Annotated in this window: 13 protein-coding genes; 8 read left to right on the top strand and 5 right to left on the bottom strand. The window is 50.8% G+C overall.

Going from position 1 to position 12,538, the window contains the following annotated elements:
- Positions 1-5 precede the first annotated feature (5 nt).
- From MO867_RS09910 to MO867_RS09895, 4 genes are all read right to left on the bottom strand, one after another.
- Positions 6-350, bottom strand: coding sequence for a Rieske (2Fe-2S) protein (locus tag MO867_RS09910; protein WP_252466244.1), 345 nt, complete (start codon positions 348-350; stop codon positions 6-8).
- A gap of 58 nt (positions 351-408) precedes the next feature.
- Entirely contained in the window at positions 409-1,464 is a 1,056-nt protein-coding gene (locus MO867_RS09905; RefSeq protein ID WP_252466243.1) for a S1C family serine protease, read from the bottom strand.
- Positions 1,465-1,653: 189 nt separating this feature from the next.
- Positions 1,654-2,538, bottom strand: coding sequence for a protease HtpX (htpX, locus tag MO867_RS09900; RefSeq protein WP_252466242.1), 885 nt, complete (start codon positions 2,536-2,538; stop codon positions 1,654-1,656).
- Positions 2,539-2,717: 179 nt separating this feature from the next.
- Positions 2,718-3,002: a TfoX/Sxy family protein gene (locus MO867_RS09895; protein ID WP_252466241.1), complete on the bottom strand. Its 285-nt coding sequence runs from the start codon at positions 3,000-3,002 to the stop codon at positions 2,718-2,720.
- A 243-nt stretch (positions 3,003-3,245) separates the two neighbouring features.
- Between MO867_RS09895 and MO867_RS09890 the strand changes: the two genes are divergently transcribed.
- The 3 genes from MO867_RS09890 (at position 3,246) to MO867_RS09880 (ending at position 5,412) form a co-directional block, all read left to right on the top strand.
- A complete protein-coding gene (locus tag MO867_RS09890) occupies positions 3,246-3,962 on the top strand; it encodes a M15 family metallopeptidase (RefSeq protein WP_252466240.1) in 717 nt (238 codons plus the stop codon).
- 163 nt (positions 3,963-4,125) lie between these two features.
- Entirely contained in the window at positions 4,126-4,941 is an 816-nt protein-coding gene (gene cysE, locus MO867_RS09885) for a serine O-acetyltransferase (protein WP_252466239.1), read from the top strand.
- Between the two features lie 15 nt (positions 4,942-4,956).
- Positions 4,957-5,412, top strand: a complete 456-nt coding sequence (locus MO867_RS09880) for a hypothetical protein (RefSeq protein WP_252466238.1) — start codon at positions 4,957-4,959, stop codon at positions 5,410-5,412.
- 89 nt (positions 5,413-5,501) lie between these two features.
- Here the strand turns inward: MO867_RS09880 and ppa are convergent, their stop codons facing one another.
- Positions 5,502-6,038: an inorganic diphosphatase gene (gene ppa, locus MO867_RS09875; RefSeq protein ID WP_252466237.1), complete on the bottom strand. Its 537-nt coding sequence runs from the start codon at positions 6,036-6,038 to the stop codon at positions 5,502-5,504.
- 164 nt (positions 6,039-6,202) lie between these two features.
- Between ppa and MO867_RS09870 the strand changes: the two genes are divergently transcribed.
- From MO867_RS09870 to MO867_RS09850, 5 genes are all read left to right on the top strand, one after another.
- A complete protein-coding gene (locus MO867_RS09870) occupies positions 6,203-7,576 on the top strand; it encodes a glutamine synthetase family protein (RefSeq protein WP_252466236.1) in 1,374 nt (457 codons plus the stop codon).
- 11 nt (positions 7,577-7,587) lie between these two features.
- Complete coding sequence (locus tag MO867_RS09865; RefSeq protein WP_252466235.1) at positions 7,588-8,994, top strand: aldehyde dehydrogenase family protein; 1,407 nt, start codon at positions 7,588-7,590, stop codon at positions 8,992-8,994.
- 492 nt (positions 8,995-9,486) lie between these two features.
- Positions 9,487-10,686, top strand: a complete 1,200-nt coding sequence (locus tag MO867_RS09860; RefSeq protein ID WP_252466234.1) for an iron-containing alcohol dehydrogenase — start codon at positions 9,487-9,489, stop codon at positions 10,684-10,686.
- Positions 10,687-10,751: 65 nt separating this feature from the next.
- Positions 10,752-11,342, top strand: a complete 591-nt coding sequence (gene msrA / locus MO867_RS09855; protein ID WP_252466233.1) for a peptide-methionine (S)-S-oxide reductase MsrA — start codon at positions 10,752-10,754, stop codon at positions 11,340-11,342.
- Positions 11,343-11,399: 57 nt separating this feature from the next.
- Positions 11,400-12,446 (top strand): alpha/beta fold hydrolase, encoded by a 1,047-nt coding sequence (locus MO867_RS09850; RefSeq protein WP_252466232.1) that lies wholly within the window; start codon positions 11,400-11,402, stop codon positions 12,444-12,446.
- Positions 12,447-12,538 lie beyond the last annotated feature (92 nt).

Genomic DNA, 12,538 nt, shown 5'->3' with positions numbered 1-12,538 from the left:
GGGGCTTAGTCAGCCAGTAGGGCGTAGAGTCCATCCTGGGCATATTCCACTGGTACCGGGGTTAGAGCATCGCCTGTGCAGGGGCCGGCGATGCATTCACCAGATTCAATCTTGAACAGTGCGCCGTGGGAAGCGCACTGTATCAGTGCTCCATCTGGATCGAGAAACTGATCTTCCTGCCAATCCAGGTTGATACCCCGGTGCGGACAGGTATTTTTGTAGGCGTAGACTTCACCATCTTTCATTATTGTAAATATATTATCGGTACCGGCGGCAGTATCCCCCAGGGAGAAGCCTTTGGATTGCCCTTCACTCAGGTCGTCGTAGCGACATAGGAAATACTTCTGCATAAATTAATGGCTCCCGGCCTAATTTTTGATTAGGGCACAAGTAATGTGCACCGCCTGTTTATTCAGGTGCCGCGAGTCTAATAGACGTGTAGCGGATTGTCCCGTCGCGCAGAATACCCAGGGTGATTTGGTCGCCGGCGCTGTGCTTCTCCAGCGCATTGAGCAGATCGTCATAGCTGCGTATGGGCTGCTGCTCCACTTCAACGATGACATCTCCGAGCTGCCAGCCGCCGCCTTGGGTGCGGTGGATACCGCGCAGGCCGGCTTTTTCGGCAGGTAGACCCGGTGCAATGCGCAGTACTGCCACACCTTCAAACCCATAGCGGTTGCTCCACTGGTCGGGTGCGGATTCAATGCCGATAATCGGACGCACCAGGCGGCCGTGATGAATCAGTTCTGGCACAATTTTTTTGACGGTATCCACTGGAATGGCAAAACCAATTCCCACACTGGCGCCGCTCGGGCTGTAGATCGCGGTATTAACGCCGATCAGGCGGGCCTGAGAGTCCAGTAGTGGGCCACCGGAGTTCCCTGGATTGATTGCGGCGTCTGTCTGAATCACATTGCGAATAGTGCGGTTATTGGCCGCTTCAATTTCCCGCCCCAGAGCGCTGACCACACCGGTGGTCAGGGTGGTATCCAGGCCGAAAGGATTACCGATGGCGAGGACTTTGCGACCCACGGCGAGTTTGCTGGAGGTGCCGATCACCAGTGGCTTTAGTCGTTCCCGTGGCGCGTCAATCTTTAGTACGGCCAGATCTTTTTCCGCTGCGGAGCCCACCAGTTGCGCGGGCCATTCACTGCGATCCTGCAGGGTGATGGTGACTTGGCGAGCGCCCTCAATAACATGGAAGTTGGTGACGATGTGCCCTTCGTCATCCCAGATAAAACCACTGCCAGCGCCTTTGGGGACGGCGTGCAAGCGCAAAGTTCTGCGATCCCGAACCAGGGTTTCATTGGTGACATAAACGACTGACGGACTGGCAAGATTAAACACTTGCATGGTGTTGCGTTCGTCGTCGGTGGCAAAAGTGTCCGCTTGAATCCATGTCGCTGCAGAAAGTAACAACAGGGCAGCAAAAATGCGAGTGAGCAGAGAGTTAAGCAGCGTCATAAATGGCAATCCTTGCTTTGAAACAGTTTTGGAAAGTCTACCGTGAACGAAATACTTGAGTGAAGTTTGCGATTTATTGGCAGCCAAGGTGAGAATCAAAACGGGCAGAGTGAGAATTGAAAAGTGCTTGGTTGTTCAGGCCTTCTTGCGATGGGCAGAAAGAAGGACTTCCTTCTGCCCATCAGACAGTTACTTTTGAAAGTTTTGCAGAGCGAGGATGCGATCGTCCAGCGGCGGGTGGGTGGCCATTAGTGCCCCCATATTGCCGAAAATACCAAAGGCTTTCATGTTGCCGGGCAATGGTTCTTCGTGCCCCCGATCCGATTCCATTTTGAGGCGTTGCAGCGCGGCGATCATGGACTGTGGACTGGCGAGAGTGGCGCCTGAATGATCTGCGCGATATTCGCGGCGGCGACTGAACCAGGCGACAATCATCATGGCGAAGAAGCCAAACACGATATCCATGACAATGGATGTGATGAAATAACCGATGCCTAGCCCTTGCTCGTTACGCAATATGACCCGGTCCACAAAAAAGCCCACAAGACGGGCGAAGAACATGACAAAAGTATTCACCACGCCCTGAATCAGTGCCAGGGTTACCATGTCACCATTGGCCACATGGCCGATCTCATGACCGATCACCGCGCGGGCTTCGTCGCGGCTAAAACGCTGAAGGAGGCCGGCACTGACCGATACCAGAGCGTTGTTTCGATTCCAGCCAGTGGCAAAAGCGTTGGCTTGGGGCATTGGGAAAATCCCGACATCGGGCATACCAATACCGGCTTTACGGGAGAGCTCCCTGACCGTTTCTATAAGCCACTGTTCATCGGCGCTACGTGCCTGTTCAATAATCTGTGTGCGGGTGCTGATGCGGGCGATGGTTTTGGATAACAACAAAGAGATGAAAGATCCGCCAAAACCGAAGATTGCACACAGCAGTAACAAGGCGTTGAGGTTCAGGTCTACGCCATTGTCCTGAAGGATCCCTCCAATCCCAAATATATTGAAAATGATGCCAACCAAAATAAGAACAGCTAAGTTGGTTAACAGGAATAGCCCAATGCGTAACATCGGATCTCTCCTTCTAAGTAATGCATTTAGGTAAAGCTTAGATACGGATGGCGTAACTTGTGTTAGCGGAGAGTCGGCACAGCGATCCCGTGCTTCGCTTGTGAGGCTGCGCCGATATCGGGAATGGGTAGTCGGCGGGTTGTGTCAGTGATGACGGCTGGGGGTGCGCCACCCGGCCGCTAGTCAGAATTCTGCGTGGCGAGAAGGCGATCAACTTCACTGGCCAGTTGCTGTTTCAACTCTGGGTCTAAGTCGTTCCAGTGCACGTCCATCAATGCGCCCTGTAGCGCATAAAGCATGACTCTGGACGCATTAATTCCCCGGTTGCGGATGCTGATAAAAGCCTCCACTGGCCCGACTTTGCGTAGATCCTCAAGGGAGCGAATACCGATGGAGTGAAGAATGTTTACCGAGGCCAGGCCCAGGTTCTTTAGTTTTAATAGTTCTGATTGACTCGGGTGCATTCAGTTTTCCCTACCAGTTTAAGCTTCCGTTTCTACAACCAATCCGTCGATTGCCGATTTGAACTTAACATATATTAACAATTAGCTAACAAACATTACCGCCAGATTATTGTGCGGAGCGCCTGCTTTTGGTGCTCTCAATAAAAGGCGCCAATCAGTTGCCGCCTGCTCTCTGTTAAAGTAACCCATGTATTTTGATCAATTTAGTTCGCACCCTGGAATTCGCCCAATAATGAGATGCAAATGTTATCAGTACCATTAAAGCGCATGTTGTTTGGTCTCGGCGATGAGCATGTCATTGTCGATCCGACTTCCAACCAGTTGCTACACCCCGAAGCACTAGTGGCTTTTCAGCGTTTGTGCCGGGATGCTCGCGATGTGGGTTTCTCTCCCAAAATCGTTTCCGGGTTTCGCGCCTTTGATCGCCAACTCCTGATCTGGAACAGCAAGGTGAGCGGCGAGCGTCCGCTACTCGATACTGATGGTAGCCCTTTGGATGTTACCCAGTTGGGTGAGGCGGAAACCGTTTTCGCTATTTTGCGTTGGTCGGCACTGCCGGGTGCATCCCGTCATCACTGGGGCACTGATTTTGATGTTATTGATGCCGCTGCGGTAGACGATAATTATGTCGTTCAGTTAACCCCGCAAGAAGTGGCCGATAACGGTGTATTTGGCGCCTTCCACCGTTGGCTGGATGAGCGTATTGATACGGGGCACAGTTACGGGCTGTTTCGCCCCTACGCACAAGACAGGGGCGGTGTTGCTCCGGAGCGTTGGCACCTCAGTTACGCGCCCAGAGCCCGTGAGTTGCAAGAACTTCTGAGCCTGGAACGTTTATACGAGTTGTTGCAAGAAACGGATCTGGCGATGGTTGATACGGTGTGTGAGTACCTTCAGGAAATCTATACGCGCTATGTGTGGGTTCCGGATCACTGTTATCCCACAATTTTCGGGCGCTAGTCAGGCCCCGATCGGGTGAAAGAAAGTTGATTGTTGTTTACAGACTATCGTCGCAGAAGCGGGCGAGTTAAGCGCTTTTAGGCCCTGTCTTCCCTTGAAAGGGCCTGTCGATCCTGCCAAGCTGCAGTCTTAGGTGTTCCTGGGCGACGGAGAAAATTGAGACATGGGTGAGGAACTGAGTATCGACGGTCGGCGGGAGCAACGGGCGGTGTGGCAAGCCATGCGCACTGAGGCCACCGAGGCCGCTGCGGGCGAACCGATCCTGGCGAGCTATTTTCACAACACCATTCTGCGGCATAAATCCCTGGACGACGCCATCGCGGACCACCTCGCATCAGTTTTGGACCATAACGCCCTTACCGCTACAGCCCTGCAGGAGGTGATCGCTGTGGCCCTGGCCAGTGACCCAAACATTTCCCGCTGTATGCGAGAAGATATTTGTGCCTGGTATGATCGGGACCCAGCTTGTGATCAGTACCTGACGCCCTTCCTATATTTTAAAGGTTTTCATGCCCTGCAATCTCATCGGGTGGCCCATTGGCTGTGGAATCAGGGTCGTCATACATTAGCCCTGTATTTCCAAAGCCGAGTATCTGAACAATTCTCAGTGGATATTCACCCAGCTGCCCAGTTTGGGTGTGGAATTATGGTCGACCACGCAACCGGGTTGGTGGTTGGGGAGACCTGCGTCGTGGGGGATAATGTCTCGATTCTCCACTCCGTCACCCTGGGTGGCAGTGGCCGGGGTGCCTGCGACCGCCATCCTAAAATTGGCCCGGGCGTTATGATCGGCGCCGGGGCCAAGGTACTGGGGCCGGTGAAAGTGGGTGCGGATGTAAAAATAGCCGCCGGTAGCTTGGTGCTGCACGATGTACCCGATCACACAACTGTCGCCGGGGTGCCCGCCCGTCAGGTGGGCGGGCGCGTCCAGGGAGCGCCAGCTTATACTATGGATCAGACTCTGGACTCGGATGATTAACACGGGGAAACATTGATGTCGGAACCCACCTATAGCTTGATCTTTCGCGGTGATTTGGTCGCAGGATTTACCGCTGGTGATGTTAAAGCCAGCATGGTGCGCCTATTTAGGAGTAATCCCCAGGCGATTGAAAAACTGTTTAGCGGTCGCCCTCTGGTGCTCAAAAAGGGGTTAAAGCTTCCCCAGGCACAGCAATTTCTAGCGAACCTGGGGAAAATTGGCGCCCAGGTGGTGATTAAGAATGAAACGAGTGGCGCTGCCTCAACAGGGGAGTCGGCAGCTGGAGGGTGGACGCTTGCGCCCATGGAGGGGTATCTCGTTAAAGAGCACGAGCGCACATCTGTAGAAGTGGTGAACGTCGCTGTGGAGCATATCAGCCTGCGCGCGGCGGAGGGGTTGCTACTGGATGAGAGTGAGCGCAAAACTACGGAGTTCAGCCCTGTGGAGGTTCCGGACTGGGAAATTAGTTGACCCGGCATAATTTCCCCGTTGCCCGGCGATCAACCAGGCAATAAAAAACCGGCTCGAGGCCGGTTTTTTATTGCCTGGAAAAAGGGGGATTAGCCCTCTTTTTTCAGGTAGCGCTCGCGTGAAGCCATAATTTCTTTGCGCGCTGCTTCAGCGTCGGCCCAGCCTTCGACCTTAACCCACTTGCCCGGCTCCAAAGCCTTATAGTTTTCGAAATAGTGCTCGATCTGCTTGAGCAACAATTCAGGCAGGTCGCCGATTTCCTGAACGTGATCATACAGTCTGGTCAGTTTAGTGTGCGGTACCGCAAGCAGCTTGGCATCAACTCCAGATTCGTCAGTCATGTTAAGAACACCGACAACACGGGAGCGAACTACGGAGCCAACCATAACCGGGTAGGGGGCGACTACCAATACGTCCAGGGGGTCACCGTCTTCGGACAGCGTCTCGGGTACATAGCCGTAGTTGGCCGGGTAGAACATCGGAGTGGCGACGAATCGATCTACAAATACGGCGTCAGAGTCCTTGTCCACTTCGTATTTGATCGGGTCGTGGTTGGCAGGGATCTCGATGATTACGTTGATATCGTTGGGCAGTTCTTTGCCTGCCGGGATCTTGTCGAAACTCATTGCTGTTCCTGAATGGATTGATAACAGAATTTTTGGAGCACGGATTATATAGGTTGCGGGCGCTGGCTGAAAGTGACGCCCTGGGTTGGAATCACCGCCGTTGGAGATCGTCTGGCGGGTCTATCCTGTAACTCAGAGATAATAATAACCAGGCAGGACCAGTCATGCTGAAAGCACGGGAGATAAAAACCAGCCAGGAGGCCCGCGCCATTGTTGAAGAGCGGGGTCTCAGTCATGTCAAAGTAGGTCTTTTTGATATTGATGGCGTTATGCGCGGTAAATATATGAGCCGCGCCAAGTTCTATTCCGCTCTGGAAAAGGGGTTCTCATTCTGTGATGTGGTATTGGGCTGGGATGTGAAAGACCAGCTTTACGATAATACCCGCTATACCGGTTGGCACACCGGCTATCCCGATGCACCCGTACGCATTCTTCCCCAGAGCTGTCGCGAGGTCCCGTTTGAGGACAATATGCTGCTGTTCCTGACGGAGTTTGATGGTCCCGCCCAGGCAATTTGTCCTCGTGCAGTTTTACGCCGTGTGGTGGAGCGTTGCTTCTCATTTGGTTATGAACCCTATGCTGCGCTGGAATACGAATTTTTTCTGTTCAGCGAAACCCCTGAGTCGGTGCGCGAAAAAGGGTTCCGTAACCTCAAACCATTGACTCCGGATTTTTTTGGATACTCGATGTTGCGCAGCTCGGTGCACGGGGAACTGTATCGGGAGATTCTGGATATGAGCGTGAGCATGGACTTTCCGATCGAAGGGCTGCACACAGAAACGGGCCCCGGTGTACTGGAGGCCGCTATTGCGGTGGACGGGGTCGAAGCGGCCGGAGATAAAGCCGCCCTGTTCAAGACCTTTATGAAAGTTCTCGCCCAACGGATGGGTCTTATGGCTACATTTATGTCCCGTTGGTCCAGCGAATATCCTGGGCAAAGCGGCCATATCCATTTATCACTGCGCAATAGCAGTAGTGGTGACTCAGCATTTTATGATTCCAGTCGGCCCCAGGGAATCAGTCAAATCATGCGCCACTTTATTGCAGGGCAACAGCGCTTGATGCCCCAGTTTCTGGCCTTGATCGCGCCTACAATTAATAGTTATCGCCGTTTGGTTCCCGGCTTCTGGGCGCCTACCAGTGCCACCTGGGGAATAGAGAATCGTACAACTGCTCTGCGTGCGATTCCCGGTGATAGTCAGTCCCAGCGCATCGAATACCGCTTGGGCGCGGCAGATGCCAATCCCTATTTAGCCTTGGCAGCCGCGTTAGGCTCAGGTCTTTACGGTGTGATGCAGCAATGGCAACCCAGCGAACCGATAGCGGGTAATGCCTATACCGTGGCAGCGGAGACGGAACAGGTGCTGCCGGCTACTCTTTGGGAATCTGCCCAGCGATTTAGAGACTCAGAAGCAGCCCGTGAATTATTTGGCAGTGATTTTGTCGACCATTTCTCTGCCAGTCGGGAGTGGGAGGAGCGGGAATACCGCCGCCATGTGAGTGATTGGGAATTGGAGCGGTACTTCGAGATTATTTGAGGGAAGTGCCGATGAACAACAGAAAAATAATGCACCATCTTCAGTGTATTTCACCCATTGATAACAGCGTTTACATAGAGCGTGCCCTAGCAGGGGAAGTTGAGATCCGTGTGGTGCTGGACAGAGCGACTAAGGCTCAGCAAGCGTGGCGCAGAACGCCGATTCATGAACGAATAGCCATTGTCGAGCGGGCAGTTAAAATATTTTCCGAGAAAAAAGAACGCCTGGCGCGAGAACTCTGCTGGATGATGGGACGGCCAATCCGTTTTGCCGAAGGAGAAATACTCGGATTTGTAGAACGGGCACAGACAATGGCTGAACTCAGTCTGGATGCCCTGGCTGAAATTAGACTTCCACCCAAGAAAGGCTTTATCCGGTTTATTCGTCGGGAGCCTTTGGGTGTTTCACTGGTGATTGCGCCATGGAATTATCCTTATTTAACGGCAGTTAATGCGGTGGTTCCGTCCCTACTGTGTGGGAATACTGTGATTTTGAAACACTCTGCTCAGACTCCGCTGTGTGCAGAGCGCATGGTTGAGATCTTTAGGGAAGCAGGCCTGCCTTATGGGGTCTTTCAATATCTCCATTTGAACCATGCCTATACACGTAGGCTAGCGTGCGCCGAAGAAATACAGCATGTTGCATTTACCGGGTCGGTGGCAGCGGGTGCAAATCTAGAGCGCACTGTTGCAGGTCGGTTTATCCCCTTGGGGCTTGAGCTAGGTGGGAAAGACCCCGCTTATGTTCGAACCGATGCTGATTTACCCCAAGCCGTGGCGGCAGTAGTGGATGGTGCTTATTTTAATTCTGGACAGTCTTGTTGCAGTATTGAGCGAGCGTATGTCCATAAGGATATTTTTGACGAATTTATTTCCCAGGCTGTCGCTTTAATTCGCGATTATCAATTGGGACGCCCGGATAAACGGAAAACTACCTTGGGACCGTTGGTTCGGGCTGAGGCTGCCGACAGGGTGCGGGCGCAGATAGATGAGGCGGTAGCAGAAGGAGCCAGGGCGCATATTGCGTCCAGTGACTTTGCGATGGATAAACGGGGAACACAATATATGGCGCCGCAGCTGTTAACTGGAGTACGACACCATATGCGTATAATGCGCGAGGAGTCTTTCGGGCCTGTGCTGGGGGTGCAAAAAGTGCACGATGATGGAGAGGCTCTAGAATTTATGAACAACAGCCCATTTGGTCTAACGGCAGCCATTTTCTCAAAAGATGAAAAGGCCGCTATGGAAATTGGAAGTTATCTTGAAACGGGAACGGTTTTTATGAATCGATGTGATTACCTTGACCCGGAACTCGCCTGGGCCGGGGCGAAACAATCGGGTAGAGGGTGCACCTTATCCGAAATTGGCTTTGAACAGCTGACTCGACCAAAATCTTTTCATTTTAAGGTTGGGGAATAGGTAAAAATTGGAGAGGAACGGGTGAAAAAAATTCATTTTACCCTTTTATTAATGAGTATCTTACTGTTTCGAATCTTTTTGCCGGTAATTTCCCGATTTAATCTATAAAGGCTCTTGAGGTCAATGTTCCGTATGGATGGATTCTTGATGAAATGGGATTAAGACCCAGTTAAAGTTAGGCGGCCCAGTAAAGGCGGCCCAGTAAAGGCGGTCTGGTGAATTTATACGCCTGGAAGGAAATATTAGAGAATGGGGGCGAGGTGAGTGTATTCTTAGGTGATCATTCAGCAGAATATCCGGTTACTTTATTTCATATCAGCAAGAAGGGGAATGTGTGGGAAACGGACAAAATCTATTGATACCCATCTGTCGTGGGGCCGGAAATTTTAAAGCCTATAGTCCCATTTTCCACCTAATGCGAATTATCGAAATTCCCATTCGGCTACAGAAATAAAAGATACAGACGTCTAGTTAGCGCTTGAAAAACAGGCATTGAGCGAGGAAACTGTGGATAAATACCACGGCAATTGGAATTTCCCCACTACTATTTGGGTAGGTCCCGGTAGAGTTTCAGAGCTGGCAGATGCCTGCCTTGAACTGAATATCCGTAAACCTCTTCTCGTTACAGACCCTATTCTTGCAACCTTGCCGATACTTGACAGTGCACTCGCTTCCTGTCAGCAGGTTAGTTTACCAGTAAGCATTTTTTCCAGAATTAAGGGTAACCCCAATGAGGTCAACATATCTGATGGGGTAAAAATACTGCGGGAGAAAAATTGCGATGGTGTTATTGCGCTGGGAGGAGGCTCTGCGCTTGATGCCGGTAAGGCTATTGCTCTGATGGCAGGGCAGCGGCGAAGTATCTGGGACTTTGAGGATATTGACGATAACTACCGGCAAGTCGATCCGAGTGGAATACTCCCGCTTGTCGCGGTTCCCACTACGGCAGGAACGGGCTCCGAGGTTGGACGAGTTGCCGTGATCACCGATGACAAGGCCCAGGTCAAGCGGATGATATTCCATCCGCAGATGATGCCGGATATTGTTATTTTAGATGCCCAACTAACTATGGGTATGTCGGCAGAGCTTACTGCGGCCACAGGGATGGATGCACTTTCGCATAATCTCGAATCCTTCTATTCTCTTCAATATCATCCCATGGCTGAAGGTATTGCCCTGGAAGGAATGCGCTTGGTTAAAGAGTATTTGCCTCGCGCTTATGCTATTGGGGCCGAACTGGAGGCGCGTCAGCAAATGATGGTTGCATCCTGTATGGGAGCAACCGCATTCCAGCGGGGGCTGGGCGCTATTCATGCCCTGGCGCATCCACTGGGCGCGTTATATGACAAGCACCACGGCCTCCTCAACGCGATTTTGATGCCCTATGTCTTGATAGCCAATCGGCCAGCCATTCAGGTGCCCATGGGGCATTTGGCACTTTATCTGCAGCTGGCGGGGAATGAAATGTTCGATAGTGGCTTTGATGCGGTACTGAACTGGATACTCGGTTTGCGCAAGCAGCTGGGTATCCCTACCTGCCTGGCGGAAATTGGGATTGATGATACCGATGCAGATAGGATTGGTATGCTGGCAGCGACAGAGTCTTCAGCTCACACCAATCCTATGCGCTTCAATGACATTGAATACAGGGACATTTTTTTGCGGGCCTGCAAGGGGAATATCACATTGTAATAAAAATACCCTTTTGGACGACAAAGCAGTATTCGTTCAATCAGTGATACCTAAAGGACTGAATTATGCGCAGTATTGTTACATTGTTGCTCTTGACCTTGGCTACTTTTAGCTTTGCTCAAGAGGCCTCCAATATTCGTACAGCGATCTTTGCCGGAGGGTGCTTTTGGTGTATGGAGCCCCCATTTGATAAGGTCGATGGGGTACTAGAAACTACTTCTGGCTATAGCGGTGGTCATGTGAAAGACCCTACTTATGAACAGGTCTCGGCGGGAGGGACTGGCCACGCCGAAGTTGTACAAGTGAAGTATGATGCGAACAAAGTCAGTTATGCCAATCTATTGGATATCTTTTGGCACAATGTCGATCCATTCGATGCGGGTGGGCAATTCTGTGATCGTGGCGATCAGTATCGTGCTGAAATTTTTTATGGCAGCGAGGAAGAAAAGGCACTGGCGGAAAATAGTAAGAAAAAGATCGAGGCTGAGCTGGGAAAAAAAGTGGTTACCCAAGTAAAACCAGCCGCTATTTTCTATCCGGCTGAGGCCTATCACCAAGACTACTATCAGCGGAACCCCCTTCGCTATAAATATTACCGTTACCGGTGTGGTCGGGATGAACGCCTTGAGGAGGTGTGGGGAAAAGTGGCCAGTTGATATGGTGCGCTAAAGTACGATCAAACAGTTAATAGCCCTGGGAAGCTCGACGAATAGATGAGCTCTATATTATATGATGGTGAAGCACTGGAAACGGTTGCGGGGTTTCCAGTGCTATATCACTACATTCCGGCCAATGAATCGAATCCCTTAATAATATTTGTACCGGGTACGGCTCATTTGGCTAGGATTTTCTATGGGTATCCTGACGGAAAAATTGAGGACTTTGTAGCTTATTGGGTGAATAAAGCGGATTTCCCTTTTCTGGCTATTTCCTATCCAATGGCAAATGAAGTATTTGGCAGCACTCATCCAGATTTTACTATTGCTGATTGGGGCCTCCAGGTGGCAGAAGTGATTGCCAAGGTTATTACCGAGTATCAACTGCCCAAGTCAGTTATTGTGTGTGGCTGGAGTATGGGAGGTAAAATTGCAGGTGCCTTAGGACGTGCGGCGGCAGAGCAGAGTTTTAACATTGATATGTTTGTTGCTATTGCCGCTGAGCCAGCTCTACCAGGATTTCTGCCTGCAGCAAATTCCCAGGCAGTAAAGATGACTGAGGAGGGGATGGCGAGTCGCGAGGGTATTTACCCAGCTTTCTATGCGGCGATGGATGAGCAAGACAAGTACAATGACCATACTATTATTCCCAGAAAAATTTATCGGTCGCAGTTTCTAGGGGCAGTCCCAATCGCTCTGATTGGGACTGGGTTAATGTATCGGGATTTCAGTTTTAAAGAAGATCTCGCCAGTGCTTTGACTACAGCAAATACATTTGGCTATTTAGACTACGCACTTCCTGTGGTTATTCAGAGTGATTCTATGGGGGATTTAGAGAATGTATTATGTAATGTTGACGATTGGGCATTTATTCGTAATCGAGTACTAGTCAAGAAAATACTGGGTAATAAACCTACAGATCAAGTTTCGAGGAAAGAGTGGGAGTTGATTAAATTGCTAACCCGATCCTCGTCAGAATATTTTTCTCAAACAGTGTCTGGAAATCATTTCTGTTTCGTTGGCTCAGTAGGGGCTCGCAGTATTGTGGATAAAATATTAACGTTGTATGCTCGTGTTTGTAGTATTAACCATATCGTTAATTAATGATTTTAAATATCAATTTCGTTGCTTAGGTTTATGTTGGCCTGCATTCAACTTTGAAGTGCATCAGTTAATCCCCTGGAAAAGAACGGTCA

The sequence above is a fragment of the Microbulbifer okhotskensis genome (assembly GCF_023895975.1).
Taxonomy (GTDB): Bacteria; Pseudomonadota; Gammaproteobacteria; order Pseudomonadales; family Cellvibrionaceae; genus Microbulbifer; species Microbulbifer okhotskensis.
The sequence above is the reverse complement of the archived record's forward strand: the minus strand, read 5'-3'. Positions and strand labels throughout refer to the sequence as shown.

Bases quoted from the DNA above. Each gene is read 5' to 3' on its own strand.
- MO867_RS09910 (WP_252466244.1), bottom strand. From the start codon at position 350: ATGCAGAAGTATTTCCTATGTCGCTACGACGACCTGAGTGAAGGGCAA.
- MO867_RS09905 (WP_252466243.1), bottom strand. From the start codon at position 1,464: ATGACGCTGCTTAACTCTCTGCTCACTCGCATTTTTGCTGCCCTGTTG.
- htpX (WP_252466242.1), bottom strand. From the start codon at position 2,538: ATGTTACGCATTGGGCTATTCCTGTTAACCAACTTAGCTGTTCTTATT.
- MO867_RS09895 (WP_252466241.1), bottom strand. From the start codon at position 3,002: ATGCACCCGAGTCAATCAGAACTATTAAAACTAAAGAACCTGGGCCTG.
- MO867_RS09890 (WP_252466240.1), top strand. From the start codon at position 3,246: ATGTTATCAGTACCATTAAAGCGCATGTTGTTTGGTCTCGGCGATGAG.
- cysE (WP_252466239.1), top strand. From the start codon at position 4,126: ATGGGTGAGGAACTGAGTATCGACGGTCGGCGGGAGCAACGGGCGGTG.
- MO867_RS09880 (WP_252466238.1), top strand. From the start codon at position 4,957: ATGTCGGAACCCACCTATAGCTTGATCTTTCGCGGTGATTTGGTCGCA.
- ppa (WP_252466237.1), bottom strand. From the start codon at position 6,038: ATGAGTTTCGACAAGATCCCGGCAGGCAAAGAACTGCCCAACGATATC.
- MO867_RS09870 (WP_252466236.1), top strand. From the start codon at position 6,203: ATGCTGAAAGCACGGGAGATAAAAACCAGCCAGGAGGCCCGCGCCATT.
- MO867_RS09865 (WP_252466235.1), top strand. From the start codon at position 7,588: ATGAACAACAGAAAAATAATGCACCATCTTCAGTGTATTTCACCCATT.
- msrA (WP_252466233.1), top strand. From the start codon at position 10,752: ATGCGCAGTATTGTTACATTGTTGCTCTTGACCTTGGCTACTTTTAGC.
- MO867_RS09850 (WP_252466232.1), top strand. From the start codon at position 11,400: ATGAGCTCTATATTATATGATGGTGAAGCACTGGAAACGGTTGCGGGG.